19 protein-coding genes are annotated in these 25,674 nt (G+C 64.6%); 12 read left to right on the top strand and 7 right to left on the bottom strand.

Features of this window, described 5'->3' with window-relative positions; translation table 11 throughout:
• The first annotated feature begins 3 nt into the window (after positions 1–3).
• Entirely contained in the window at positions 4–1,290 is a 1,287-nt protein-coding gene (locus OE747_RS05670) for an NAD(P)/FAD-dependent oxidoreductase (RefSeq protein ID WP_263827637.1), read from the top strand.
• On the opposite strand, the gene OE747_RS05665 is transcribed toward OE747_RS05670, so the two are convergent.
• Positions 1,268–2,206 carry a LysR family transcriptional regulator gene (locus OE747_RS05665; protein ID WP_263827636.1) on the bottom strand — a complete coding sequence of 313 codons (939 nt, stop codon included), beginning with the start codon at positions 2,204–2,206 and terminating at the stop codon, positions 1,268–1,270. The two genes, OE747_RS05670 and OE747_RS05665, sit on opposite strands and share 23 nt — an antisense overlap.
• A 74-nt stretch (positions 2,207–2,280) precedes the next feature.
• On the opposite strand from OE747_RS05665, the gene OE747_RS05660 reads away from it, so the two are divergent.
• Positions 2,281–5,499, top strand: coding sequence for a reductive dehalogenase (locus OE747_RS05660; RefSeq protein ID WP_263827635.1), 3,219 nt, complete (start codon positions 2,281–2,283; stop codon positions 5,497–5,499).
• Between the two features lie 3 nt (positions 5,500–5,502).
• Here the strand turns inward: OE747_RS05660 and OE747_RS05655 are convergent, their stop codons facing one another.
• The 6 genes from OE747_RS05655 to OE747_RS05630 form a co-directional block, all read right to left on the bottom strand.
• Positions 5,503–6,864 carry an MmgE/PrpD family protein gene (locus OE747_RS05655; protein ID WP_263827634.1) on the bottom strand — a complete coding sequence of 454 codons (1,362 nt, stop codon included), beginning with the start codon at positions 6,862–6,864 and terminating at the stop codon, positions 5,503–5,505.
• Positions 6,865–6,974: 110 nt separating this feature from the next.
• A complete protein-coding gene (gene speB, locus OE747_RS05650; RefSeq protein ID WP_263827633.1) occupies positions 6,975–7,823 on the bottom strand; it encodes an agmatinase in 849 nt (282 codons plus the stop codon).
• Positions 7,820–8,989, bottom strand: coding sequence for a carboxynorspermidine decarboxylase (gene nspC, locus OE747_RS05645; RefSeq protein ID WP_263827632.1), 1,170 nt, complete (start codon positions 8,987–8,989; stop codon positions 7,820–7,822). The genes speB and nspC overlap by 4 nt, the downstream gene beginning before the upstream one ends.
• Positions 8,990–9,093: 104 nt before the next feature.
• Entirely contained in the window at positions 9,094–10,305 is a 1,212-nt protein-coding gene (locus OE747_RS05640; RefSeq protein WP_263827631.1) for a saccharopine dehydrogenase family protein, read from the bottom strand.
• Positions 10,306–10,330: 25 nt separating this feature from the next.
• Positions 10,331–12,220 (bottom strand): biosynthetic arginine decarboxylase, encoded by a 1,890-nt coding sequence (gene speA, locus OE747_RS05635; protein WP_263827630.1) that lies wholly within the window; start codon positions 12,218–12,220, stop codon positions 10,331–10,333.
• A gap of 233 nt (positions 12,221–12,453) precedes the next feature.
• Positions 12,454–13,122: a GntR family transcriptional regulator gene (locus OE747_RS05630; RefSeq protein WP_263827629.1), complete on the bottom strand. Its 669-nt coding sequence runs from the start codon at positions 13,120–13,122 to the stop codon at positions 12,454–12,456.
• Between the two features lie 152 nt (positions 13,123–13,274).
• Between OE747_RS05630 and OE747_RS05625 the strand changes: the two genes are divergently transcribed.
• The 10 genes from OE747_RS05625 (at position 13,275) to OE747_RS05580 (ending at position 25,664) form a co-directional block, all read left to right on the top strand.
• Complete coding sequence (locus tag OE747_RS05625; protein ID WP_263827628.1) at positions 13,275–14,225, top strand: dihydrodipicolinate synthase family protein; 951 nt, start codon at positions 13,275–13,277, stop codon at positions 14,223–14,225.
• 10 nt (positions 14,226–14,235) lie between these two features.
• Positions 14,236–15,666, top strand: a complete 1,431-nt coding sequence (locus OE747_RS05620) for an aldehyde dehydrogenase family protein (RefSeq protein ID WP_263827627.1) — start codon at positions 14,236–14,238, stop codon at positions 15,664–15,666.
• Positions 15,663–16,907 (top strand): NAD(P)/FAD-dependent oxidoreductase, encoded by a 1,245-nt coding sequence (locus tag OE747_RS05615; protein ID WP_263827626.1) that lies wholly within the window; start codon positions 15,663–15,665, stop codon positions 16,905–16,907. Before OE747_RS05620 ends, OE747_RS05615 begins: the two co-directional genes overlap by 4 nt.
• Before the next feature lie 6 nt (positions 16,908–16,913).
• Entirely contained in the window at positions 16,914–17,915 is a 1,002-nt protein-coding gene (locus OE747_RS05610; protein ID WP_263827625.1) for a 4-hydroxyproline epimerase, read from the top strand.
• Between the two features lie 13 nt (positions 17,916–17,928).
• Positions 17,929–19,602 carry a cis-3-hydroxy-L-proline dehydratase gene (gene lhpI / locus OE747_RS05605; protein ID WP_263827624.1) on the top strand — a complete coding sequence of 558 codons (1,674 nt, stop codon included), beginning with the start codon at positions 17,929–17,931 and terminating at the stop codon, positions 19,600–19,602.
• Between the two features lie 14 nt (positions 19,603–19,616).
• Positions 19,617–20,642: a trans-3-hydroxy-L-proline dehydratase gene (locus OE747_RS05600; protein WP_263827623.1), complete on the top strand. Its 1,026-nt coding sequence runs from the start codon at positions 19,617–19,619 to the stop codon at positions 20,640–20,642.
• Between the two features lie 157 nt (positions 20,643–20,799).
• Positions 20,800–22,533, top strand: coding sequence for an ABC transporter substrate-binding protein (locus tag OE747_RS05595; RefSeq protein ID WP_263827622.1), 1,734 nt, complete (start codon positions 20,800–20,802; stop codon positions 22,531–22,533).
• Between the two features lie 113 nt (positions 22,534–22,646).
• The gene (locus OE747_RS05590) at positions 22,647–23,711 is read left to right on the top strand and encodes an ABC transporter ATP-binding protein (RefSeq protein ID WP_263827621.1); all 1,065 of its coding nucleotides are present in this window, start codon (positions 22,647–22,649) and stop codon (positions 23,709–23,711) included.
• Positions 23,712–23,718: 7 nt separating this feature from the next.
• Positions 23,719–24,804 carry an ABC transporter ATP-binding protein gene (locus OE747_RS05585; RefSeq protein WP_263827620.1) on the top strand — a complete coding sequence of 362 codons (1,086 nt, stop codon included), beginning with the start codon at positions 23,719–23,721 and terminating at the stop codon, positions 24,802–24,804.
• A complete protein-coding gene (locus OE747_RS05580) occupies positions 24,801–25,664 on the top strand; it encodes a carbohydrate ABC transporter permease (protein WP_263827619.1) in 864 nt (287 codons plus the stop codon). The genes OE747_RS05585 and OE747_RS05580 overlap by 4 nt, the downstream gene beginning before the upstream one ends.
• Positions 25,665–25,674: the final 10 nt, after the last annotated feature.

Here is a 25,674-nt window from a genome sequence, read left to right as displayed (position 1 = left end):
ATTATGGCGAAGGTTTCGGAAAACGACAGCAATCTCTGGCACAAGACCTGCGCCGAACGTGTCTCGGCGCCGCCGCTGAAAACCGACACAACCGTCGATCTGGTCATTGTCGGCGGTGGGTTCACCGGTCTCTCGGCCGCCCTGCATGCGGCAGAAGCCGGGGCCAGCGTTTGCCTGCTTGAGGCACGTGAGATCGGATATGGTGGCTCGGGCCGCAATGTCGGGTTGGCCAATGCCGGCCTTTGGCTGCCGCCGGATGACATCCGGGCTCATCTGGGGCAGCAGGCCGGCGACCGGCTGATCGTTTTGCTGGCCGGGGCTCCGGCCTATGTCTATGACCTGATCGCGAGACATGACATCGCGTGTGAACCGGTGCGCAATGGTACCCTGCACTGCGCTCATTCCGCTGCCGGTCTGGCCGACTTGCGCAACCGGCACGCACAGCTTGCCGCGACGGGCGCCCCGGTCGCGTTGCTTTCGGCGGGAGACACCGCGAAGCGCACCGGGTCGGATGCGTTCCATGGGGCGCTTTTCGATCCAAGGGCCGGAACCATCCAGCCCTTGGGATATGTCCGGGGGCTGGCGCGCGCGGCTCAGGCGGCCGGTGCACAGATCCACGGCAATAGTCCGGTTGTGGAACTCAGCCATCAAGACGGTACGTGGTCGGCGCGAACTCCGGGGGGCGCGGTTCGGGCGCGGGCATTGATCCAGGCCACAAACGCCTATCACCAGGGATTGAACACCCATGTACCGGCCTATGTGCCGGTCCACTACTTCCAATACGCCACCGCGCCCTTGCCCGACAGGTTGCGGGCAACCATCCTGCCGGGCGGCGAGGGGTGCTGGGATACTGCTCTGGTCATGTCTTCGTTCCGGATGGACGCGGCGGGGCGCATGATCATCGGTGCCATGGGCGATCTGGGGCACTTTGCGAGTGGCATTCATACCGCCTGGGTGCGCCGCAAGCTGGCTCAGCTGTTCCCGGTGCTGGCGGATCAGCCGTTACAGTTGGGCTGGCACGGGCGGATCGCCATGACCTCGGACCATATCCCCAAGATCACCCGGCCCGGACCAAACGCGCTCGCCGCGCACGGTTACTCGGGCCGGGGCATCGGCCCGGGAACGATGTTCGGCAAGGGCATGGCCGAGGCGCTACTCAGCGGCGATGAAAGCAAGCTGCCCATCGCCCCCGTCGTGGATCATGTCGAACGCGTGACCGGCGTGCAGCAGGCCTATTTCGAAACCGGCGCCACCTTGATGCATCTGATCAAGGCCCGTGTCGGATACTGAACGCCTCGTCGGTTAGATCGCTCAGATTGGCCGCAATCTCCTCCACCCGTGCACGCAACCAGCGGTGTGCCGGGTCAGACGCCGAGCGCTGATGCCAGACCATGTAGATCGACACAGGCGGGCAGTGAAACGGCAACGGCGCGCAGTCGAGCGTGGCCAGCGGCCCCCGCTTCATCAGCGCGGTGTCGGTCGAGATCAGGGTGCTGCCTTTGACAAAGGCGGGGATGGCGTTGAAATGCGGCAGGATGACCGTGGGCGGCCTGATCTGACTCTGGTCCACGCCTTGCATGACCGTGCGGGCGTTACGCCCATCGGGAAAGCGCACCTCGACATGTTCTGCATCACAATACTCTTCCCAAGTCTTGGGCGGTTGCCCTTGGGTAGCGTCGTGAAACACCATGAGAGGGCTTGATAACAGCCGCTTCTGAAAGATATCCGGCCCGTCCGGCGGCAGGGGGGTCAGCATTAGTTGGCAGCGGTCGCTGCGCAACAGATCGGGTCCCGGAACGCCCGAGGGCAGGAACCCGAGCCTGAGCTGCACCCCCTCTGCGCGGGCGGCCCTGAACAAGTGGGGAAAGATCAGTTCTCTCTGCAAGTCATTGACAGCGATGTGAAATTCCATCTCTTCGGACATCGGGTCGAATGGGCGTCCATCGGTCAGCCCGCGCATGCCGTCGAGAACGGTTTGCACGGGCTCCCGCAGGGCCAGCGCGCGTTCGGTCGGGGTCAGTCCCTGGCCGGAGCGGACGAACAGCGGGTCGCCCAGCACCGCGCGCAGTTTCGCCAGAGTGTGGCTGACCGCGGATTGCGTCACGCCCAACCGATCGGCGGCGCGCGAGACCGAGCTTTCTTCGAGTATCGTCAGAAAGGCGCGCAGCACCTTGCCATCCAGATCGGTAAAATCGAATTCCTTCATGATATCTATGATTAGTCATGAATGGATTTGGTGTCCATTCCACGCTAGGGCGGAGGAAAGACTGGAGGCGCGCGATGGGTATTCGTTTCTTCTCGGACAAAAAGCGTCCGGTGCATATGGGACCCTACCCGCTGGAGCGGCTGGCCCGGCGCGAAGGCGTGGCGGGTCTGGCTGGCGTTCCCGACATGCCGGGGCTCAGCTTTCACCGACCCGAACGGCCCGAGAGCATCGTCAACGCAATGGGCGAGTTTCAGGCGATGCTGGACGCGATCCGCGCCGGGCTGGTGAACCCGACCCGTGCCGAAATCCCCACGGATCCGCAAGAGCGATCCAAGCATCTGAAAGCATTTGGGTATTTCAACGACGCCTCGATGATGGGCTGCGGCCCGCTCCCGGCCGAGGCGCTGCTGCCGGTGCCCCGACGCAATGGCGATATCGACCGGCTGGCGGCGGCGCTGCGGACGCGCCAGACCAAGACGCTGGCCTCGGGTATCGACCTGATCATGGCGGACCTGAAGGAGAGCATGGAGGTGGAACCGACCGGTATCGACAGCCACCGCCATGCCATCGTGTTCCTTTATGAACATCACCGTGACCCGACGCCAGAAGAACCGGGCAGCGACTGGATCCTCGATGCCCAGGATCATCGCGCCTGTTTGCTGGCCACAGAGAATGCGGTCGTAATTGCGAATTATATCAGGCTCCTAGGGTTCGATGCGCGGGCGCATTCGATGACCTCCACGGATGTGGATCTTGGTCGGCTGGCGGTGGCGGCGGGGTTGGTGACGGTCGAGGGCGGCCAATTGGTCGCGCCTTGGCTGGGGACGCGTTTCGGTCTGGCGGCGGTGACAACAGAAATGGAGATCGCCCACGATGCGGCCCTGGCCCCGATGCGCGCTCAACCCTGGTTCAGGACGCAGGGCCCGGCCTGGTGGCTGGGTACCGGGTTCGCAAAAAACGCAATGAACCGAGATGTTTATGCGAAGCGGCGTTATGTCGATGGGGCGCATCCTTTCGAAAAACTGAAGCGGGTCGAGACGCCGACAACCTATATCGACGAGGCCAATGTTGCCCGTGTCCCAAAGCGCGCGGATATGTTTGCGCGGGCGCAGTTCGGCGACATGGGCAAGGCGCTGCAAGAGGGGGCGAAGGGCGGCCATTATGTGCGCAAGGCGGCGCCCAGTTTTGCCCAGAGACGCGCACTTGGCGCTTTTGTACTGCTTCAGGATGGCGAAAGTGCCGTTTTGTACAAACCGGAAAGCGCTGCCCGCAACGCCGCCAACCTGAAAGCGGCGAGCTATTTCCTGGGGGTCGATGCGGTCGGGCTCAGCCGATGCCCGGAATGGGCCTGGTACAGCCATGACGCCACCGGCGAGGCGATCACTCCGCCGCATGATCAAGCGGTCAGCATGATCATCGACCAGGGCTATGAGACGATGGAGGGGTCGAGCGGCGACGACTGGATCGCGGTGGCACAATCCATGCGCGCTTACTTGCGCTTCTCGCTGCTGGGCGGCGTGATCGCGCAGCAGATCCGCAACCTTGGTTACAAGGCCAAGGCGCATACGGTGATGGATGGCGAGGTGTTGCAGCCGCCCTTGCTGCTGCTTTCTGGTCTGGGCGAGGTCAGCCGTATCGGCGAGGTGATCCTGAACCCCTACCTTGGCCCGCGCCTGAAATCCGGCGTGGTGACGACCGACATGCCGATCACCCATGACAAGCCCCTCGACTTTGGCCTGCAAAGGTTCTGCGAGAGCTGCAACAAATGCGCCCGCGAATGCCCGTCGGGGGCGATCACCGCCGGGCCGAAGCTGATGTTCAACGGCTACGAGATCTGGAAGTCCGACAGCCAGAAATGCGCCACCTACCGCATCACCACCCGAGGCGGCGCGATGTGCGGGCGCTGCATGAAGACCTGTCCCTGGAACCTCGAGGGGATATTTGCCGAACGCCCGTTCCGCTGGGCGGCGATGACCATTCCGGCGGCGGCCCCTGCGCTGGCGCGTCTGGACGACATGGTGGGTAATGGCGGGCTGAACGACGTCAAGAAATGGTGGTGGGATATCGAGTTGCAGGCGGACGGGGCCTATCGGCCCTCGACCCATCCGCTGAACCGGCGCGGCCTGCAAAAGGATCTGGACCTGAAATACGAGGATCAGACGCTGGCCGTCTATCCCGCGCCGCTGGCGCCGTATCCCTGGCCCTATCCGTTTCCGATGGATCGCGAGGCGGGGATTGCCGCGTATGAGGCCATGGTGACGGCAGACGAATACAAGTCGCGGATGGCAGCGGGGGATATGTCGGTGGTGCACCGCTACACCGTGCCCGATGCCGACAGCGCGCCGGTGATCCGGGTGGCGGTCAGCCGGGCCGAGAAGATGACCGGCGACGTGACGAAATACGAGTTCTCGGCGCTCGACGGTGCGCCTTTGCCGGAATGGACGGCGGGGGCGCATCTGGATGTGCTGGTCGCGCCCGAGTTCCTGCGGCAATATTCGATGTCGGGCGATCCGGCTGACCGGACGAAGTATCAGATCGGGGTGCTGCGCGAGAATGAGGGGCGCGGCGGGTCCAAGCTGATGCATCGCATCTTTACCGAGGGGCGCAAGGTATTCATCTCAAAGCCGATCAACCATTTCGAATTGGATGAAACCGCGACGCGCACCTTCCTAATGGGGGGCGGTATCGGTATCACGCCGATGATTGCCTTTGCCCATCGATTGCACGCGCTGGGCGCGGAATTCGAGCTGCATTATTCCACCTCGACCCGGGGCGGGGCGGGATATCTGGCGGACCTCGCCGCCATGCCCTGGGCCGACCGGGTGCATCTGCATCTTTCGGACGAGGGCACGCGCGCCGATCTCGACACGGTACTGGCGGGCTATCAGCCCGGCTGGCATGTCTATACCTGCGGGCCGGATCGCTACATGGACGGGGTGATGAAGGCCGCCGAACGGCAGGGCTTTCCCGAGGAGGCGCGGCATCTGGAGTATTTCTCGGTCCCCGAGCAGCCGGATTATGTGAACCATCCCTTTACCCTGAAACTTGCCCAGTCCGGTCGGGTGCTGGAGGTGCCTGCGGACAAGGATGCGGCGCAGGTGCTGAACGAGAGCGGGTTTCATGTCGACGTGAAATGTTCTGACGGGATCTGTGGCGTCTGCAAATGCGGGCTGGTCGCGGGTGAGGTGGAGCATCGCGATTTCGTGCTGTCGAAGAAACAGCGCGAGGGTGCGATCATCCTGTGCCAGTCGCGCGCGCTGGAACCGGGTGGGGTGGTCGAAATCGACCTCTGAGGCTCAGGCCGGGTCCGCGATCTTGTCGATGAGGCCGAGGAGGTCGGGTGCCTCGGGCCAATCCAGCAGCATATCGGCGAGGCCCGCGGGCCGTGGCGCGATATTGCTGGCCAGCTTGGCCCTGATCCGGTGGGGTGCAAGCGGGTTCTGCGGTGCGCCAAGCGGATAGGTGCAGGTCGAGGTGAGGATCTGCCCGTCATCCAGTGTCACCACGGCCCGGTCGGGTTCCTCAGGGTCGAAGTTGAGTTCTGGCCGCCGGGGGCGGAACGGGTGCACATGGGTGCGGCTGATCAGGGTGACGATTTGAGGATCGGTCCAGGCGTCGCGCGCGGTATCGGCCAGCGTCAGGTCGCCGTGAACCAGGGCCATGGCGCAGGCGAAGGGCAGGCTGAACAGCGCCTCGCCATGGTCGCGTGGCTGGTGGAACGGGAGGATCGCGGCATGCACATCGGGCAGGTGAAGGTCGATGCGCGTGACACTCTCGGGCCTCAGACCGTCGCGCAGGCCCACTAGGGCGGTCATCAGGCGGTGGGTGTAGCTGCAATTTGGCCAGGGTTTGAGGGCGATCCCATGTTCGCTCAGCGCCAGCGGCTGGCCAAGCCGGTCGAGCGCGTCGCGCAGGCGCCGGGGGTCGGCACCGCCGGTCAGCGCCGCAAAGCCGCGCGGGTGGTCGAGCGCATGCAACTGGCCTTCGGCCCCGGCCGCGGCCAGATAGGCGCATTCCACGGCGGCTTGCGCTGCAAAACCGGCCTGCAACGGTTTGGCGTTGCTGCCGAACTGGCAGGTGTATCCGGCGGCCCGGCTGATCGCCAGCGCCATCGCATGGGCGCTATGCCGGGCGTCAAGCCGCATCAGGCGGGCGACGGCTGCCGTCGCCCCAAGGGTACCCAGCGTTGCGGTCGCATGCCAGCCCGCGCCGTAGTGTTCCAGGTTCAGCGCCTCGCCAAGACGGGCGATCACCTCGAACCCCGCAAGATAGGGCGCGATCAGGTCGGCGCCTGTCATGCCGGGTGCCGCGCAGGCCAGCAACGCGGGCAGCATCACCACCGTTGGATGGGTGTTGCCGGGCGCCTCCCAATCGTCGAAGTCGAGCGCGTGACCGGCGGTGGCATTCAGGAAGGCTGCTTGTGCAGGTGCCGTGCGCTGTCCCGTGCCCAGAACCGCAACGCCGCCACCGATGCCCATGGCGCGAACCGCGGCGCGGGCCTTGGCGGATACCGGCATCTGGACGCCTGCAAGGATGCAGCCGAGGCAGTCGGCCACCGCGGCGCGCAGCTGTGCCTGTGCGCTGTCGTCTAGCGCCAATGCCGCCTCGGCAACAAATGTGCCGAGGCGCGCAAGTGCGGGAAATGATGCATCATTCATGAACAGCCCCGGTCAGCGAGATGATCCGAGGCTAGGCGCTTTGTCTTTTGAGGGGAACGTGGAAAAAAGGAATGCCAATCATTCATCTCCCGAATGACCGGTGTTTTCCTTCACCCGGTGCAGGCCGCCATCAGCCGATAGACGATCTGGGCTGTGGTGAAATCCCATGCGGCATTGCCATCGGGCGCCAGCTCCACCACGTCGAGCCCGACACATTTGCGGCCCTTGAGCGCGTGCTCGACCAGATGCAGGGCCTGATAGTACCCCAGCCCGCCGGGCACCGGCGTGCCGGTTGCGGGCATCTGGGCCGGGTCCAGCCCGTCGACATCGAAGCTGACATAGACCAGCTTGGGGAAATCCCCGGGCAGGTCGACGGCGTGGATACTCCCGGTGACCAGCTCCTCGGCATCCTTGAAGAACACGCCATGTCTGGCGCGCTCGTCCATTTCCTGCTGGCAGAGGGCACGGACGCCGAATTGTGCCAGGCGAATGCCCTCCTCGGCGAGCAGGTGCATGACCGAGGCGTGGCTGTGTTTCTCGCCCTGATAGGCGATGCGCAGGTCGGCATGGGCGTCGATCTGCACCAGCCCCAGCGGCTGTCCCAGCGCGCGCGCCACGCCCATAACCGCGCCGAAGCTGAGCGAATGTTCACCTCCCAGCGTCACGGGTACTTGGCCCGCGCGGATGGCGGCCTCGGTGCGCTGTGCCAGACGCTCCATCACCTCGGGCAGCGGGCCGTCGCAATCGAGCGGGGCTTCGGTGAAGATGCCCTGCGCGCAGGGTTCGGCGCCGTTGGTGATGCGTTCCAGCTCGTTTGACGCGTCAAGGATCGCCGCCGGACCGGCGGCGGTGCCTGAGCCGTATGAGACGGTGCGTTCCAGGGGCACCGGGATGATGCGGAAACGGGCGTCTTCGGTCCGTTCGGCGGCTGAAAGTTCGCTGTCGAGGAAGATGCTCATGAGAGGCGGTCCTTGAAATCGGAATAGTCGAATTGGCGGATGATGCGCAGCGCGTCGGTGTCGCTGTTCCAAAGCGCGATCGTGGGCAGGGGCACGCCGTTGAATGTGTTGGTCTTGACCATCGAATAATGCGCCTGATCGAGAAAGGCAAAGCGCTGGCCGATGGTCAGCGGTTGGTCCCAGGTGTAGTCGCCGATCACGTCACCGGCGAGGCAGGAGGGGCCGCCCAGGCGATAGGTATGGCCGCTCTCGGCCTCGTCCATCAGGGCGGGGCGATAGGGCGCCTCGATCACGTCCGGCATATGGCAGGTGGCCGAGATATCGGTAATGGCGAGGTCCATGCCATTGGAGGGCAGGTCAAGGATTTCACCCACGAGGATACCCGCATCCAGCGCCACCGCCTCGCCGGGTTCGAGGTAGACGTCGAGGCCGTGTTTCTCGCGGATCCCCTGGATGAAGCGCACCAGCGCGTCGCGGTCGTAATCGGCGCGGGTGATGTGATGGCCGCCGCCGAAATTGAGCCATTTGAGGCCGGGCAGATTGGGGGCGAGCTTCGCCTCGACTGCCGCCCAGGTGCGCTGCAAGGGCTCGAACCCCTGTTCGCAGAGCGTGTGCATGTGCAGCCCGTCGACCCCTGTTAGCGCCTCGGGCGTCAACTGGCTGACCGGGGTGCCGAGCCGCGAACAGGGCGCGCAGGGGTCGTATTTGGCGATCTCGCCTTCGGAATGTTCGGGGTTGATCCTGAGACCCACCTGAACGCCCGCCGCCTGTGCGCGGGTCAGGAAGCGGTCCTTTTGCGCCGGGCTGTTGAAGATGATGTGGTCGCTGAGCGACAGGATCTCGTCGATATCCTGTTCCTTGTACCCGGCGCAGAAGGTGGCGACTTCGCCGCCATATTCCTCGCGCCCCAACCGCGCCTCGTAGATGCCGCTAGCGCAGGTGCCTCCGAGATATTGGCGGACCAGCGGGGCGAGGGCGAACATGGAAAACGCCTTGAGCGCCGACAGCACATGCGCGCCGGAGCGGTCGGAAATGTCGCGCAGGATCTTGAGGTTCCGCTCGATGGCGACTTCGTCGACCACGAAACAGGGCGTGGGCACGCGGGAGAGGTCGAAGGTGCGAAAGGCGCCGGCATCACCGGCCTGAGTTTGCATCATGTCGGACATTGGGGTGCTCCAAGTGACGAGGGCAGCGCCCGAACCGGGGCGGAAGCGTAGCGCCCGCCCATGGGGCGGGTCGGGCGCTGCCCGCGTTGCCGCCGGGCGATGTTTCAGAACTCGACCGGACCGTCGAGTTCGTGGACCTGCCATGGCAGGCCATGATTGTTCAGCATGTCCATGAAGTCATCGGGGTCGAGCTGTTCCATGTTCCACACGCCCGGTTCCACCCAGTTGCCCTTGAGCACCTGCGCCGCGCCGATCATCGCGGGGACACCGGTGGTGTAGGAAACCGCCTGGCTGCCCACTTCGCGGAAGCATTCCTCGTGGTCGCAGATGTTGTAGATGTAATAGGTCTTCTCGCCTGATCCGTCCTTGGCCTGACCCGTGGCGATATCGCCGATGCAGGCCTTGCCCTTGGTCTCTTCGGCTAGCGTGCCGGGATCGGGCAGCAGGGTTTTGAGGAACTGGATCGGGATGATTTCCTTGCCGTCATGCATGACGGGGTCGATGCGGGTCATGCCGACGTTTTCGAGCACCTTGGCGTGCATGATATAGGCATCGCCGAATGTCATCCAGAAGCGGGCGCGCTCGATCTCGGGAAAGTGGGTCGAGAGGCTCTCCAGTTCCTCGTGATACATCAGGTACATGTTCTTGGGCCCGATGCCGGGGAAATCGAATTCGACCTTGTGGGTCATCGCCGGCGTGACCTGCCAGGCGCCGTTTTCCCAGTGGCGTGCCTCGGCCAGAACCTCGCGCAGGTTGATCTCGGGGTTGAAATTGGTGGCGAATGCCTGCTCGTTCGAGCCGCCATTGGCATCCAGCACGTCGATCTGGCGGATGGTGGCAAGCTTGTGCTTCTTGAGCCAGGTGGCAAAGACCGAGGTAACGCCCGGATCGAAGCCCGAGCCGAGGATGGCGGTCAGGCCAGCGGCCTTGAACTTGTCCTGATAGGCCCATTGCCAGTGATATTCGAACTTGGCCACATCCTCGGGCTCATAGTTCGCGGTATCGAGGTAGTGGCACCCGGCCTCGAGACAGGCATCCATCAGCTTGAGGTCCTGATAGGGCAGGGCGAGGTTCACGAGGATCTCGGCGCCTGTCTCCTTGATCAACGCGACAGTGGCGGCCACGTCCATCGCATCGAGCGCGGCGGTCTTGATCGTCACGCCGGTGCGTTCCTTGACCGAGGCGGCGATGGCGTCGCATTTCGCCTTGGTTCGGCTGGCCAGAGTGATCTCGGTAAAGATGTCGGAATTCATGGCCATCTTGTGAACGGCGGCGTGGCTGACGCCACCTGCGCCGACAACGAGTGTTTTGCCCATGGGAAAGTCTCCTCTGGCTGGTGGGTTATTCGTAATAGGTATAGCCGTTGATGCTGTCGCGGTAGGCGCCGATGATCAACTTGCGTTCGCTGGCCTTGAGGCAGCCGTTCGATATGGCGCCATCGACCAGCTTTCGGAAGGCGGCGACGCAATCGGCCGGGTCGTATTCGACATAGGACAGTACTTCGGAAATGGTGTCGCCCTCCTGTTCGTGCAGCAGGTCGAACCCGCCATCGGCGCGCAGGTCGATGGTGACGACGTTGGTGTCGCCAAAGAGGTTGTGCAGATCGCCCAAAGTCTCTTGATAGGCGCCGACGAAGAAGACGCCGAGATAGTAATCCTGATCCTCGGGCAGGGAATGCACCGGCAGTGACGGCGACACGCCATCGGCGAGGATGAAGCGGTCCACCTTGCCGTCGCTGTCGCAGGTGATGTCGGACAGGACCGCACGGCGGTCGGGTTCCTCGTTCAGCATCTGGAGCGGCACGATCGGGTGCAGCTGGTCGATGGCCCAGACATCGGGCAGCGACTGGAACAAAGAAAAGTTGCAGTGATAGATATCGGCGATCTTTTCCAGCTGAGCGTCCAGATCGGTTTCGGCCTCGACCTCGGCCACCATGGTCTTGATCCGCGCCATCAGCGACAGATAGATGCGTTCGGCCCGGGCCATCTGGCGCAGGTCGACATAGCCGCGGCGGAAGAGGGCGCGCAATTCGTTGCGATAGAAGGTGGCGTCGTTCCAGCATTCTTGCAGGCGCGCGGGTGTCAGATAGCCGTTCACCGCCGCAAGGTCGGCCACCAAATGGTGGTCATCGGGTTCGACGGCGGGCGCGGTGGGTGCGTCGTAAAGCGTGCTTTCGAGCACGTTGAACACCAGCAGCGACGAGGTTGCCACCACCGCGCGGCCGCTTTCGGTGACGATGGTGGGGTGGCCGATGCCGGCCTCGTCCATCGCATAGGCCACGGTTTCCACCACATTGGCGCAATATTCCTCGACCGTGTAGTTGATCGAGTTCTCGGTCGCGCGTTTTTCACCGGTGTAATCGACGCCCATGCCGCCGCCCAGATCCAGATGGCTGAGCGGCACGCCCTCGGCGCTGAGTTCGGTGAAGTAGCGGCAGGCCTCGCCCACGGCCCGGCGCACATCGTTGACGTCGGGCACCTGGCTGCCAAGGTGGGAATGCTGAAGTTTCAGGCAATGGATCAGCCCGGCATCGCGAAGCTTGTCGACCACGCGCACCAACTGGTCGGTGTTCATCCCGAACGAGGAGCGGTCGCCCGAGCTTTCCTCCCACTTGCCGCTGATCTGGTTGGTGAGTTTCACCCGTACGCCCAGAAGCGGCTCGATCCCGAGTTCTTTGTAGACCTCGATGACGGTCTCGGCCTCTTTCGGGCTTTCCAGCACGATAACGGTGTTGAAGCCCAGCTTGCGGCTGAGGATGGCCAGCCGGATGAACTCGGCATCCTTGACCCCATTGCAGACGATCAGCGCCTCGGGCGCCAGCTTGTGCGCCAGCGCGATCACCAGTTCGGGTTTCGACCCGGCCTCGAGCCCGTAATTGTAGCGGTGGCCAAACTCGACGATGCGGTCGATCACCTGGGCCTGCTGGTTGACCTTGATCGGGAACACACCGCGATAGGTGCCCTTGTAGCCCGAGCGGGCGATGGCGTCGGCAAAGCTGTCATTGATATGGGCGATCTCGTTTTCAAGGTACGAACTGATCCGCAACAGCATCGGCGCGCGGATGCCGCGTTGGTCTAGGTCGCGCAGGATGTCGGGAAGACTGACGGTGGCGGCCTCGGGGCGGAGCGGATTGCGAAGCCCGATTTCACCATCTTCTGTCACCACAATCAGGCCCTTGCCCCATTTGTCCACGCCGTAGATGGAATGCGGTGCGTCAAGAAGATGTTTCAATCGGTTCGGCCTTTCCTGCAGATGCGGTGTCGGTTTCGGGTCGCCGTTTAATGGCGGGGTTCGATTCGTCCAAGGCCAAACTTGCGGTTGCGGCAACGGGCGCGCGAAATGGACTTCGGGCCGTTTGTGCCCGGCGCCTTGGTCGGTAGTCGGGCCAGCATAACCAAGGATCGCAACAACTTGAAACCGTTTGTGGTGATTTTCCGGCAATCGGATGCCTGCGGTTTGCGGGTTTACCGGCTGACTGATCCCATATGCTCGGCCAGCGAGTCCCGCGCGCCTAGAATATGCTCGGCGGTCAGGGCGGCGGCGCGTTCAGCCTCTCCCTTGGCGCAGGCGTCGAGAATGGCCAGATGCTCGCGGCGGGCGCGCTCCATCCCATCGCTCAGCACCAGCTGCGCCCGCAGATAGCGGTCGATCCGGTCCATCGCGTTTTCGATGACCCCCAGGTGATAGGGCAGGGCCGAGGCGCGGTAGAGCGTTTCGTGAAACTCGCGGTTCAGGTCGCCATAGTGCATCGGGTCGCTGGCGGCGGCAAAGCGTTCCAGACAGGCGCGGGCGGTGTCCAGCACCTCGGCCGTCATTTTGGGCACGGCGCGGCGCATCACCTCGGCCTCGACCAGCGCGCGGAAATCGAAGATCTCGGTCGCCTCGGCCATCGACAGGCCCGCCACCACGGCGCCCTTGTAGCGTTCGGTCTTCACCAGACCCTGCTGCTCCAGCATGGTCAGCGCCTCGCGCACCGGGATGCGGCTGGTGTTGAAGCTGCGGGCGATCTCGTCTTGGCGTAGCGGTTCACCATCGGCCAGGTCGCCCTCGACAATCGCGCGGCGCAGGGCGGCAAAGATGATACTGGCCGCCGAGGCCGAGCGTCCGATGTCAACGGTTTGAAATTTCGCCATTTTCCACGCTGTCAGCTACCGCTTTTCCCGCAGGCTAACGCAACACGGCGGGGATGTAAAAATTTTATATTGAATATTGGATCCAATATCCGATACCAAGAGAGTATCTCGACTCAGGGCGGGTCCGGTGATCCGCGACGAAAGGACATTCCATGACCCAGACCGTTTTCTCCGGCACGATGCCGGCGCTGATGACCCCCTGCACCCCCGACCGCCGCCCCGATTTCGATGCGCTTGTGCGCAAGGGGCGCGAGATGATCGCCGCAGGCATGTCGGCGGTGGTCTATTGCGGCTCGATGGGGGACTGGCCGCTGTTGACCGATGCCGAGCGGATGGAGGGCGTGGCGCGCCTGACCGGTGCCGGGGTGCCGGTGATCGTCGGCACAGGCGCGGTCAACACCGCCTCGGCCGTTGCCCATGCCCGCCACGCGGCCGAGGTGGGCGCGCGCGGTCTGATGGTGATCCCCCGCGTGTTGTCGCGCGGCAGTTCGATGGCGGCGCAGCGCGCCCATTTCGCGGCGATCCTGGCGGCGGCGCCCGACCTGCCGGCGGTGATCTACAACAGCCCCTATTATGGGTTCGCCACCCGCGCCGATCTGTTCTTTGACCTGCGCCGCGCGCACCCAAACCTGATCGGGTTCAAGGAGTTCGGCGGCAAGGCCGACTTGCGCTATGCCGCCGAGGCGATCACCTCGCAGGACGATGGCGTGACGCTGATGGTCGGGGTCGATACCGCCGTCTATCACGGCTTTGTCAATTGTGGGGCCGAAGGGGCGATCACCGGCATCGGCAACGCGCTGCCGCGCGAGGTGCTGCATCTGGTGGCGCTCTGCCGCCGTGCGGCGGCGGGCGATCCGGTGGCGCGGCAGCGCGCGCAGGAGCTGGAAGAGGCGCTGGGGGTATTGTCGTCCTTTGACGAGGGGCCGGACCTGGTCCTTTACTACAAGCACCTGATGGTGCTGAACGGCGAGCCGGAATACAGCCTGCATTTCAACGAGTCTGATGCACTGAGCGACAGCCAGCGCGGCTATGTCGAGCGGCAATACGCCCTTTTCCGCGCCTGGTATGCCGGCTGGTCGCGGCAGATGGACCTGGCGGCCTGAGGCAACGGGCATGGAGTATCGCAATTTCATCGGCGGCGATTGGGTCGCCTGCGGCACGGGCCGGGCCAATGTGAACCCCTCGGATGTGACCGATATCATCGGTCACGCGGCGAAGGCCGGAGAGGAGGAGTTGGACGCCGCCATTGCCGCCGCCCATGCGGCCGCACCGCTCTGGGCCGCATCGACCCCGCAACAGCGCTTTGATGCGCTCGATTTCACCGGCACCGAGCTGTTGGCCCGCAAGGAGGAGTTGGGGCGGCTCTTGTCGCGGGAAGAGGGCAAGACGCTGGCCGAGGGGATCGGCGAAGTGGCGCGCGCCGGGCAGATCTTCAAGTTCTTTGCCGGTGAGGCGCTGCGCCAGACCGGCGACCGGCTGGCCTCGGTCCGGCCCGGTGTCGAGGTCGAAGTCACCCGCGCCCCTATGGGCGTGGTGGGGTTGATCACCCCCTGGAACTTTCCCATCGCCATCCCGGCCTGGAAAATCGCCCCGGCGCTGGCGCATGGCAACGCGGTGGTGCTGAAACCCGCCGACCTGGTGCCGGGATGCGCGCATGCGCTGGTCGAGCTTCTGTCGCGCGCGGACCTGCCTGCGGGCGTGGTGAACCTGGTGATGGGGCGCGGGTCCGAGTTGGGCCCGCGTCTGGTATCGGATGCGCGGGTAGACGCGATTTCCTTTACCGGGTCGGTGCCCACCGGGCGCGGTATCGCGGCGGCCTGCGGCGCGGCGATGAAGAAGGTGCAGCTGGAGATGGGCGGCAAGAACCCGATGGTGGTTCTGGACGATGCCGATCTGGATCTGGCGGTGGCGGCCTGTCTCAATGGCGCGTTCTTTTCCACCGGCCAGCGCTGCACCGCCTCGTCCCGGTTGATCGTGACCGAGGGCGTGCATGATCGTTTCGTGGCGGCGCTGACGGCGGCGATGCGCGATCTTCGGGTGGGCGATGCGCTGGACCCGGCAACCCAGATGGGGCCGGTGGTGGATGCGCGGCAGTTGGAGCAGAACCTGGATTATGTGGAGATTGCGCGAAGTGAAGGTGGCGCTGTCACTGGCGGCGAGCGGTTGGCTTTGGACAAGGACGGGTTCTACATGGCCCCGGCCCTGATAACCGAGACCACACCCGACATGCGCATCAATCGCGAAGAGGTGTTCGGCCCCGTCGCCTCGGTTCTCCGCGTGCGGGATTATGACGAGGCTTTGGCGGTGGCAAATGCCACCGAATTCGGCCTGTCGGCGGGGATCTGCACCACCTCGCTGAAACATGCGAGCCATTTCAAGGCCAATGCGCGCGCGGGCATGGTGATGGTCAACCTGCCCACGGCGGGGGTGGATTACCACGTGCCCTTTGGCGGCACCAAGGGGTCGAGCCACGGGGCGCGTGAACAGGGGACCTATGCCGTCGAGTTCTACACCACCGTCAAGACCGCCTATACGCTGCCATGACGCGCGGTGCCGAAGTCATTGTCATCGGGGCTGGCGTGGTCGGCATCACCTGCGCGCTGGCCCTGCAAGGGGCCGGGTGTGCGGTCACGGTGCTGGACCGCAAAGGGGTCGCGGCCGAGGCGTCGGCAGGCAATGCCGGGGCTTTTGCCTTTGCCGATGTGATCCCGCTGGCGACGCCGGGGATCATGCGCAAGGCGCCGAAATGGCTGCTCGATCCGCTGGGGCCGCTGTCGGTTCCGCCGGGTTACGCCGCGCAGATTGCCCCCTGGATGCGGCGGTTCTGGCGGGCCAGTTGGCGCGACCGCTATGACAGTGCGCTGGCGGCGCAAACGGCGCTGATGCGGCTGAGCGCCGAGGCGCTGGACACGCTGATTGTCGAGACCGGCGCGCGGGCGCTGGTGCGCGACGAGGGGCAGTTGCAGCTCTACGAAGGGCAGCGCGCCTACGAGGCGAGCCTGCCCGGCTGGGAGACCCGCGCCGCGCATGGCGTCGCCTTCCGCCTGCTCGACCGGCCCGAGGCGATTGCCGAGATCCAGCCGGGCCTGTCGCCGCGCTTCACCCATGCCGGGTTCACTTCCGGCTGGCGCAATGTGACTGATCCGGCGCTGTGGGTCGCGCATCTGGCGGAAGTGTTCCGGGCGCGGGGCGGGCGGATCGAGATCGCCGAGGTGCGCGCGTTGCGGCAAGAGGGCGAGACGGTGGTGCTCGACTGCGCCGATGGTGTCCGCTGGGCAGACCGGGCGGTGATCTGCGCCGGGGCATGGTCGCATCACCTGGCGCGGACGCTGGGCGACGACATCCCGCTGGAAACCGAGCGCGGCTATAACACCACCCTGCCGGCGGGTGCCTTCGATCTGCGCACGCATCTGACCTTTCCCGATCACGGTTTTGTCGTCTCGCGCATCGGGCAGGGGGTGCGGGTCGGCGGCGCGGTGGAGCTGGGCGGGTTGAAACGCCCGCCGAATTGGCAGAGGGCCGGGGTGCTGCTGGACAAGGCGCGCGGCTTCCTGCCCGGTCTGCGGGCCGAGGGCGGGACACAGTGGATGGGGTTCCGCCCCTCGCTGCCCGACAGCCTGCCGGTGATCGGCCCGGCCCCGCGCGCGGATCGCGTTACCTATGCATTCGGGCATGGTCATCTGGGCCTGACCCAATCGGCGGGCACGGCGGCGCTGGTCGCCACGCTTGTCACCGGGGCCGCGCCCCGGATCGACCTTTCCCCCTATGCTGCAACCCGTTTCTGAGGCATCATGACCCAGTTCACCTTTTCCTGTATCGACGGCCATACCTGCGGCAACCCGGTGCGCGTGGTCACCGGTGGCGCACCGCGTCTGAGCGGCTCCACCATGCTGGAGCGCCGGGCGCATTTCCAAGCCGAGTTCGACTGGATCCGCACCGGTCTGATGTTCGAGCCACGCGGCCATGACCAGATGTCGGGCAGCATCCTCTATCCGCCGACGCGCGAGGATTGCGACGTGGGGGTTCTCTATATCGAGACCTCCGGCTGCCTGCCGATGTGCGGGCATGGTACCATCGGCACGGTGACAACCGCCATCGAACACGGGCTGGTCACGCCGCGTGTGCCGGGCGTGTTGCGGCTGGATACGCCCGCCGGGTTGGTGGTGGCGGAATACCGACAGGAGGGGAGGTTTGTCGAAGAGGTGCGGCTGACCAATGTGCCCGCCTATCTGCATGCCACGGGTCTGAGCGCCCATGTCGAGGGGCTGGGCGAGGTCTCCATCGATGTGGCCTATGGCGGTAATTTCTACGCCATTGTCGAGCCGCAAGAGGTGTTCCGCGACATTGCCGATCACCGGGCACTGGATCTGGTGGGCTGGAGCCCGCGCCTGCGCGCGGCGCTGAACGCGAAGTACCAGTTCATCCACCCCGAGAAACCCGAGATTCGGGGGCTGTCGCATATCCTGTGGACCGGGCAACCGACCCAGCCCGGCGCCGATGCGCGCAACGCGGTGTTCTATGGCGACAAGGCGATTGACCGGTCGCCCTGCGGAACCGGAACCTCGGCCCGCATGGCGCAGCTTGCGGCGCGCGGCGCCTTGCGTCCTGGCGACGATTTCGTGCACGAGTCCATCATCGGCTCGCTGTTTCATGGCCGGGTCGAGGCCGAGGCAGAGGTGGGCGGCAGGCCGGGTATCATCCCTTCGATTGGTGGCTGGGCGCGGGTGACGGGCTTCAACACCATCTTCATTGACGCGCGCGACCCCTATGCCCATGGTTTCGTGGTGGCCTGAACAGGGAGGCGGGATGGCACACTGCATCGTGGCGGCCGAGGCGTCGGGGCCGGTTCTGCTCTGTGACGAGGGGTTGAGTTTCTGGGGCGGGGTCGATCCCGAGACGGGCCGGGTGATCGACGCGCATCACCCGCAGCACGGTGCGGCACTGGCCGGGGCTGTGGTGATGATGCCGACCAGCCGGGGCTCCTGCTCGGGCAGTGGCGTGCTGCTGGCGCTGGCGCTGAATGGCCACGCCCCGGCGGCGCTGGTGTTCCGCGAGGGTGAGGATATCTTGACCCTTGGCGCACTGGTCGCGGCCTGGATGTATGACCGTCCGGTCGCGGTGCTGCGCCTGTCAGCGGTGGAATATGATGCGCTTGCGAGGGAGCCCTCGGCCAAAGTGACGCCCGAGCGCCTGACGGCAGGGGCGCTGTCGCTCAAGCTGGAACCGCTCTCGGGCGCGGCTCTGGACCTGAGTGCTGCGGACCGTGCCATGCTCTCCGAGGCGGCCGCTCCACCGGTGCGGCTGGCGATGCGGATCATCTGCGCCATGGCGGCGGCGCAGGGGGCCGAGCGGTTGACCGATGTCAGCCGCGCCCATATCGACGGCTGCATTTATCACAGCGAGGCCAATCTGCGCTTTGCCGAGGATATGGCCGCGATGGGCGGGCGGGTCCGTATTCCCACCACGATGAACGCGATTTCGGTCGATCATGTAAACTGGCGGGCGCAGGGCGTGCCGCCCGCGTTCGGCGGGCCGGCCAGCCGGCTGGCCGATGCCTATCTGCGGATGGGCGCGCGACCCAGTTTCACCTGCGCGCCCTATCTGCTGGAGGATATACCACAGGCGGGCGAGGCCATCGCCTGGGCCGAGTCGAACGCGGTTGTCTACGCCAACAGCGTGCTGGCCGCGCGCAGCGTCAAACATCCCGATTACCTCGACCTGTGCATGGCGCTGACCGGACGCGCGCCGCTGGCGGGGGTCTACCTGGACACCAACCGCAAGGCGCAGGTGGAAATCCGGGTGGATCGGCCGGAAGGCGCAGACGATGCGTTCTGGCCCTTGCTGGGCTATCTGGCCGGGCGGCTGGCGCCCGATCGTATCCCTCTCCTGACCGGGCTGGAGGACAGCGCGCCGTCCGGGGATGACCTCAAGGCGCTTTGCGCTGCATTTGGCACCACTTCGGCGGCGGCGATGCTGCATGTGGCGGGGGTGACGCCCGAGGCTGATGGCGCCCTGACCGAAGGTGCGGCGCGTATGGCAATCGAACCGGGCGACTTCGCCCGCGCCTGGGCGCAGTTCAACCCCGGGCCCGAGCGGGTGGAACTGGTCGCCGTCGGCAGCCCCCATGCCTCGGCCAATGAATGCAGGATTCTGGCGGATCTGCTGGACGGGCGCCGGATCGCCGAAGGGACCGCCGCCATTGTCACGATCGGCCGCGGCGAGCGTGACAAGTTGGCAGGCGACGGGGTACTGGCGCGCCTGCACACCTCGGGTGTGCAAGTGATCCCGGACCTCTGCTGGTGTTCGGTGACCGAGCCGGTACTGCCGTCCGCCACCCGCACCATCATGACCAATTCGGGCAAATACGCCCACTACGGGCCGGGCCTGTCGGGCCGCGCCATGCGGTTCGGCAGCCTTGCGCACTGCGCCGAGGCGGCGCTGACCGGGCATGCGCCGGGGCGTCCCGGCTGGATCAACTGACAGGACGGGGCATAATGCGCAGCAGCAAGACCATCCATTTGATTTCTGCCCATGCCGAGGGCGAGGTGGGCGATGTCATCGTCGGCGGTGTCGCGCCGCCGCCGGGCGAGACCCTGTGGGAGCAGCGCAACTGGATCGCGCGCGACGGGCGGCTCAGGAACTTCATGCTGAACGAGCCGCGCGGCGGCGTGTTCCGGCATGTCAACCTGCTGGTGCCGCCCAAGGACCCGCGCGCCGATGCGGCATTCATCATCATGGAGCCCGAGGACACGCCGCCGATGTCGGGGTCGAATTCGATCTGCGTGGCGACCGTGCTGCTCGACGGCGGGCTGGTGGAAATGGTCGAGCCGGTGACCGAACTGGTGCTCGAAGCGCCGGGCGGGCTTGTGCATGTGCGGGCCGAATGCCGAAACGGCAAGGCCGAGCGCATATTCGTGCGCAACCTGCCCTCCTTTGCGGCGCAACTCGATGTTGCGCTGGATGTGCCGGGCGTGGGTCGGGTGACGGTGGACACGGCCTTTGGCGGTGACAGTTTCGTGGTGGTGCGGCCCGAGGATGTAGGCGTGCAAATCGCCCGAGACCGGGCGCGCGACCTGGCCGAGATGGGCATTGCCATCACCAATGCGGCCAATGCGCAGCTGGGCTTTCACCACCCGGAGAACCCGGAGTGGCGGCATATCTCCTTTTGCCTGTTTGCAGGTGAGATCGAACGGCGGGACGGGGTCTTGCGCGCCGCCTCTGCCGTGGCGATCCAGCCCGGCAAGATCGACCGTTCGCCCACCGGCACCGCCGTGTCGGCGCGGATGGCGATCCTGCATGCGCGGGGCGAGATGGCGGAAGGGGAGCGCTTTATCGCGACCTCGATCATCGGGTCCGAGTTCACAGGCCGCATTGCCGGGTTGGCCACCGTGGGTGGCTGCCCAGCGATCCTTCCCGAGATTTCGGGCCGGGGCTGGATCACCGGGATTCACCAGCACCTGCTGGACCCTAGCGACCCCTGGCCCGAAGGGTACCGCTTGCGGGATACGTGGGGCGTGTGATCATGATTTTCGTTTTGATTTGAAAAATTTCGTGCAAAATCAATGGAAAGAAAGATACTAAAAATTTAGTTTGACAAAATGCGCGCCCATGTGAAAGCTAAATGACAGTCAGGTGCCGCAGAGCATTTCTGGCATTGCAGACATCAGGGAGGAAAAGATGCGCAGGTATCTTTTGTCCGCAGCCGCGGTTTGCGCCGTGGTCGCGGGACAGGCAGCCTATGCCGACGAGGCCGCTGCCAAGAAATGGATTGACGAAGAATTCCAGCCCTCGGTCCTGTCCAAGGACGAGCAGATGGCCGAGATGCAATGGTTCATCAAGGCGGCCGAACCCTACAAGGGGATGGAGATCAACGTGCTGTCCGAGGGCATTCCCACGCACAGCTACGAATCCGAAGTGCTGACCAAGGCCTTCGAGGAAATCACCGGCATCAAGGTGAACCACCAGATCCTGGGCGAGGGCGAGGTCGTTCAGGCCGTGCAGACCCAGATGCAGACCAAGCGGAACCTGTATGACGCCTATGTCAACGATTCCGACCTGATCGGCACCCATTCGCGCCTGCAACTGGCCTATAACCTGACCGACATGATGGCAGGCGATTTCAAGGACGTGACCAACCCCGGTCTCGACCTGGCCGATTTCATGGGTACGCAGTTTACCACCGGTCCCGATGGTGACCTGTACCAGCTGCCCGACCAGCAGTTCGCCAACCTCTACTGGTTCCGCAAGGACTGGTTCGACCGCGAGGATCTGAAGGCGGCGTTCAAGGCCAAATACGGCTATGAGCTGGGCGTGCCGGTCAACTGGTCGGCCTACGAGGATATCGCCGAGTTCTTCAGCGAAGACGTCAAGGAAATCGACGGCACCGCGATCTATGGCCACATGGATTACGGCAAGCGCGCGCCCGACCTTGGCTGGCGGATGACCGATGCCTGGCTGTCGATGGCCGGTGCCGGATCCAAGGGCGAACCCAACGGCGTGCCGATCGACGAATGGGGCATCCGCATGGAAGCGGGGTCTTGCAACCCGGCGGGCGCCAGCGTGACCCGCGGTGGCGCGGCAAACGGCCCGGCGGCGGTTTATGCGATCCGCAAATGGGACGAATGGCTGCGCAAATACGCGCCTCCGGGTGCGGCGTCCTATGACTTCTACCAGTCGCTGCCGGCGCTGGCCCAGGGTAACGTGGCGCAGCAGATCTTCTGGTACACCGCCTTTACCGCCGACATGGTCAAGCCGCAGTCCGAAGGCAACAACACCGTTGACGGCGACGGCAACCCGCTGTGGCGGATGGCGCCCAGCCCGCATGGTCCCTATTGGGAAGACGGTCAGAAGGTCGGCTATCAGGACGTGGGGTCGTGGACCATCCTCAACTCCACCCCGCTGGATCGTGCACAGGCGGCCTGGCTCTATGCCCAGTTCGTCGTCTCCAAGACCGTCGACGTGAAGAAAAGCCATGTTGGCCTGACCTTCATCCGCGACAGCTCGGTCAATCACGAGAGCTTCTCGGAACGCGCGCCGAAACTGGGTGGCCTGGTGGAATTCTACCGCTCGCCTGACCGGGTGCGCTGGTCGCCCACCGGCATCAACGTCCCGGATTATCCCAAGCTGGCCCAGATCTGGTGGCAGCAGATCGGCGACGTGAACTCGGGTGCCTTTACCCCGCAAGAGGCGATGGACCGTCTGGCGTTCGAAATGGACACCGTGATGGCCCGGATGCAGGCAGCGGACGAGGCGGCGAATGTCTATGGCGGCTGCGGCCCGCGCCTGAACGAAGAGAAGGACGCGGAATGGTGGTTCGCCAATGGCGGCGCCAAGCCCAAGCTGGACAACGAAAAGCCGCAGGGCGAGACCGTCAACTATGACGAGCTGGTCGCGCGCTGGGCCAAGAACTGATCCGGCTTCCTGATGGGCGGGGTCGTGAGTGGCCCGCCCACCCTCAGCCCCGGGGAACCTTCCGGTCTCCGGGGCCTCACTGACCAAAAGAACCGGCCGAAAGCTTTGGGACGATGGCACTCGAACTCAGAAACGTAACCAAGCGCGTCGGCGCCGACCTGCATATCAAGGAGACCTCGCTGGTCCTTGAGACGGGTCACTTCAATGTCCTGCTCGGCGCCACCGGCGCGGGCAAGACCTCGCTGATCAAGATGATGGCCGGGCTTGATCCGGTGGCCAGCGGTCAGATCCTGATGGACGGTCAGGACGTGACCGGGCAGAGCACCCAGAAACGCAATATCAGCCTGGTGCACCAGTTTTTCATCAATTATCCGCATATGACGGTCTTCGACAACATCGCCTCGCCGCTCAAGGTGGCGGGCCTGCCGAAATCCGAAATTCAAGGCCGGGTCGAACATGCGGCCGATATCCTGAAGCTGCGCCCGATGCTGCACCGGCGCCCGCACGAGCTGTCGGGCGGCCAGCAGCAGCGCACCGCGCTGGCCCGCGCCATTGCCAAGGAAAGCCGCGCGGTGTTCCTGGACGAGCCGCTGGCCAATCTCGACTATAAACTGCGCGAGGAGTTGCGCGACCAGCTGCCTGAGCTTTTCGCGGGCCGGGGCGCGGTGGTGGTCTATGCCACATCGGAACCCGAAGAGGCGCTCTTGTTGGGCGGACATACCGCGCTGATGGAGGACGGTCGGGTGACCCAGTTCGGCCGCACCGCCGAGATCTATCGCGATCCGGCCAATGTACTGGCGGCACGGGTGTTTTCGGACCCGCCGATCAACACGGCCGAGATCGTCAAGCAGGGCGATACCGCCCGCATGGGTACCGATGTCACCTGGACGCTGGCTGGCGCTGCCGCTGGTCTGGCGGACGGGCCATACATGATTGCGATCCGGCCCCATCACGTGTCGCCGGTCGCCTCGCCCGAGGCCACCGTCACCCTGTCGGGCCGCGTACAAGTGACTGAACTGTCCGGCTCGGAAAGCTCGGCACATTTCGACATGGGCAGCGGCAGCTGGGTGTCGCTGGCACCGGGTGTGCATCCGTACCGGGTGGGCGAAATGCATGATTTCCATATGGATCCGTCGGCGGCCTATGTGTTCGCGCCCGATGGCTCCCGCGTGGCGTGAGGCGCAGATGGCGAAAATTACCCTCTCCAAGCTGCGGCACAGCTATTATCCGAACCCGAAATCGGCCGACGATTACGCGTTGAAGGAGATCGACCTCGACTGGACCGATGGCGGCGCCTATGCGCTGCTTGGCCCCTCGGGTTGTGGCAAGTCCACGCTGCTGAACATCATCTCGGGCCTGCTGGTCCCGTCCGAGGGGCGGATCCTGTTCGACGGGCAGGACGTGACCGAACTGCCCCCCGACAAGCGCAATATCGCGCAGGTGTTCCAGTTTCCGGTGATCTACGACACGATGACCGTCTACGACAACCTGGCCTTTCCCCTGCGCAACCGGGGCCGGGATGAGGCCACGGTGCGCGAGCGGGTCACCGCGATTGCCGAGATGCTGGAACTGTCCGACCTGCTCGACCGCAAGGCCGCGCATCTGAGCCCGGACAACAAGCAGAAGATCTCGATGGGGCGCGGGCTGGTGCGCCAGGACGTCAATGTGGTGATGTTCGACGAACCGCTGACCGTGATCGACCCGCATCTGAAGTGGAAACTGCGCTCCAAGCTCAAGGAACTGCACCAGCGGGTGCGCGCCACCATGATCTATGTCACCCATGACCAGACCGAGGCGCTGACCTTCGCCGATCAGGTGGTGGTGATGCAAGAGGGCGAAGTGGTGCAGATCGGCACTCCGGTCGAGCTGTTCGATCGGCCCGCGCATACGTTTGTGGGTCATTTCATCGGCTCGCCCGGCATGAACATCCTGCCCGCCGAAGTGTCGGACGGGGTGGCGCATTTCGCCGGTCAGGCGATCCCGCTCGAAGGGCCGATCACCGCGGTTGCCGGCACCCGGACCGAGATCGGCATCCGCCCCGAGTTTGTCTCGCTGGGCCAGTCCGGCCTGCCCGCTACCGTCACCAAGGTCTCGGATGTGGGGCGCCATACAGTGGTTGAATGCGAGGTCGCAGGCAGCCGCGTCAACGCCATTGTCAACGGACCCGGCCCGAACCGGGGTGCTATGGTGTTTCTCGACTTCCGGCGGGATCAGACCCGGCTCTATGCCGATGGCTGGATCGCCAGCACCGCAGGGGAGAGCGCGACATGAAGACCGAAAACCAAAAGGCCTGGTTCTTTGTCCTTCCGGTTTTGCTGCTGGTGGCCTTCAACGCGCTGATCCCGATGATGACGGTGGTCAACTATTCGGTGCAGGAGACCTTTGGCGATAACGTTTTCTTCTGGCAGGGGCTCGACTGGTTTGAACAAATCCTGAGGTCAGACCGGTTCCATGCCGCCCTCGGTCGCCAGTTCCTGTTCACTTTCCTGATATTGGTCATCGAAGTGCCCCTTGGCATCGCGATTGCGCTGTCGATGCCGCGCAAGGGGATCTGGGTGCCGGTGTGCCTGGTGCTGATGGCCCTGCCGATGCTGATCCCGTGGAACGTGGTGGGGGCGATGTGGAACATTTTCACGCTGCCCGATATCGGCCTGCTGGGCTATTTCCTGAACCATGTCATGGGCATAGACTATGACATGACACAGGATCCGTTGGCGGCCTGGATCACTATCGTCACCATGGATGTCTGGCACTGGACCTCGCTGGTGGTGCTGCTGAGTTACGCGGGTCTTGTCTCGATCCCCGACGCCTATTATCAGGCGGCCAAGATCGACGGCGCGTCGAATTGGGCGGTGTTCCGTTTCATCCAGCTGCCCAAGATGAAGACGGTGCTGACCATCGCCATCCTGCTGCGGTTCATGGACAGCTTCAACATCTATACCGAACCCTTTGTTATGACAGGGGGTGGTCCCGGCAATTCGACCACGCTTCTGTCCATCGACCTGGTCAAGATCGCGCTGGGGCAGTTCGACCTGGGTCCCGCCGCCGCGATGAGCCTGATCTATTTCGCAATCACCCTGCTGGTCAGCTGGCTGTTCTACACGCTGATGACCAAGGACGACCTGAACTGAGGACGGCTGA

It is taken from the genome of Ruegeria aquimaris (assembly GCF_025751555.1).
GTDB classification, from domain to species: domain Bacteria; phylum Pseudomonadota; class Alphaproteobacteria; order Rhodobacterales; family Rhodobacteraceae; genus Ruegeria_B; species Ruegeria_B aquimaris.
The sequence above is the reverse complement of the archived record's forward strand: the minus strand, read 5'-3'. Positions and strand labels throughout refer to the sequence as shown.

Excerpts from the sequence above, each read along its gene's own strand:
- OE747_RS05670 (WP_263827637.1), top strand. The coding sequence starts at position 4 with ATGGCGAAGGTTTCGGAAAACGACAGCAATCTCTGGCACAAGACCTGC.
- OE747_RS05665 (WP_263827636.1), bottom strand. The coding sequence starts at position 2,206 with ATGAAGGAATTCGATTTTACCGATCTGGATGGCAAGGTGCTGCGCGCC.
- OE747_RS05660 (WP_263827635.1), top strand. The coding sequence starts at position 2,281 with ATGGGTATTCGTTTCTTCTCGGACAAAAAGCGTCCGGTGCATATGGGA.
- OE747_RS05655 (WP_263827634.1), bottom strand. The coding sequence starts at position 6,864 with ATGAATGATGCATCATTTCCCGCACTTGCGCGCCTCGGCACATTTGTT.
- speB (WP_263827633.1), bottom strand. The coding sequence starts at position 7,823 with ATGAGCATCTTCCTCGACAGCGAACTTTCAGCCGCCGAACGGACCGAA.
- nspC (WP_263827632.1), bottom strand. The coding sequence starts at position 8,989 with ATGTCCGACATGATGCAAACTCAGGCCGGTGATGCCGGCGCCTTTCGC.
- OE747_RS05640 (WP_263827631.1), bottom strand. The coding sequence starts at position 10,305 with ATGGGCAAAACACTCGTTGTCGGCGCAGGTGGCGTCAGCCACGCCGCC.
- OE747_RS05630 (WP_263827629.1), bottom strand. The coding sequence starts at position 13,122 with ATGGCGAAATTTCAAACCGTTGACATCGGACGCTCGGCCTCGGCGGCC.
- OE747_RS05625 (WP_263827628.1), top strand. The coding sequence starts at position 13,275 with ATGACCCAGACCGTTTTCTCCGGCACGATGCCGGCGCTGATGACCCCC.
- OE747_RS05620 (WP_263827627.1), top strand. The coding sequence starts at position 14,236 with ATGGAGTATCGCAATTTCATCGGCGGCGATTGGGTCGCCTGCGGCACG.
- OE747_RS05615 (WP_263827626.1), top strand. The coding sequence starts at position 15,663 with ATGACGCGCGGTGCCGAAGTCATTGTCATCGGGGCTGGCGTGGTCGGC.
- OE747_RS05610 (WP_263827625.1), top strand. The coding sequence starts at position 16,914 with ATGACCCAGTTCACCTTTTCCTGTATCGACGGCCATACCTGCGGCAAC.
- lhpI (WP_263827624.1), top strand. The coding sequence starts at position 17,929 with ATGGCACACTGCATCGTGGCGGCCGAGGCGTCGGGGCCGGTTCTGCTC.
- OE747_RS05600 (WP_263827623.1), top strand. The coding sequence starts at position 19,617 with ATGCGCAGCAGCAAGACCATCCATTTGATTTCTGCCCATGCCGAGGGC.
- OE747_RS05595 (WP_263827622.1), top strand. The coding sequence starts at position 20,800 with ATGCGCAGGTATCTTTTGTCCGCAGCCGCGGTTTGCGCCGTGGTCGCG.
- OE747_RS05590 (WP_263827621.1), top strand. The coding sequence starts at position 22,647 with ATGGCACTCGAACTCAGAAACGTAACCAAGCGCGTCGGCGCCGACCTG.
- OE747_RS05585 (WP_263827620.1), top strand. The coding sequence starts at position 23,719 with ATGGCGAAAATTACCCTCTCCAAGCTGCGGCACAGCTATTATCCGAAC.
- OE747_RS05580 (WP_263827619.1), top strand. The coding sequence starts at position 24,801 with ATGAAGACCGAAAACCAAAAGGCCTGGTTCTTTGTCCTTCCGGTTTTG.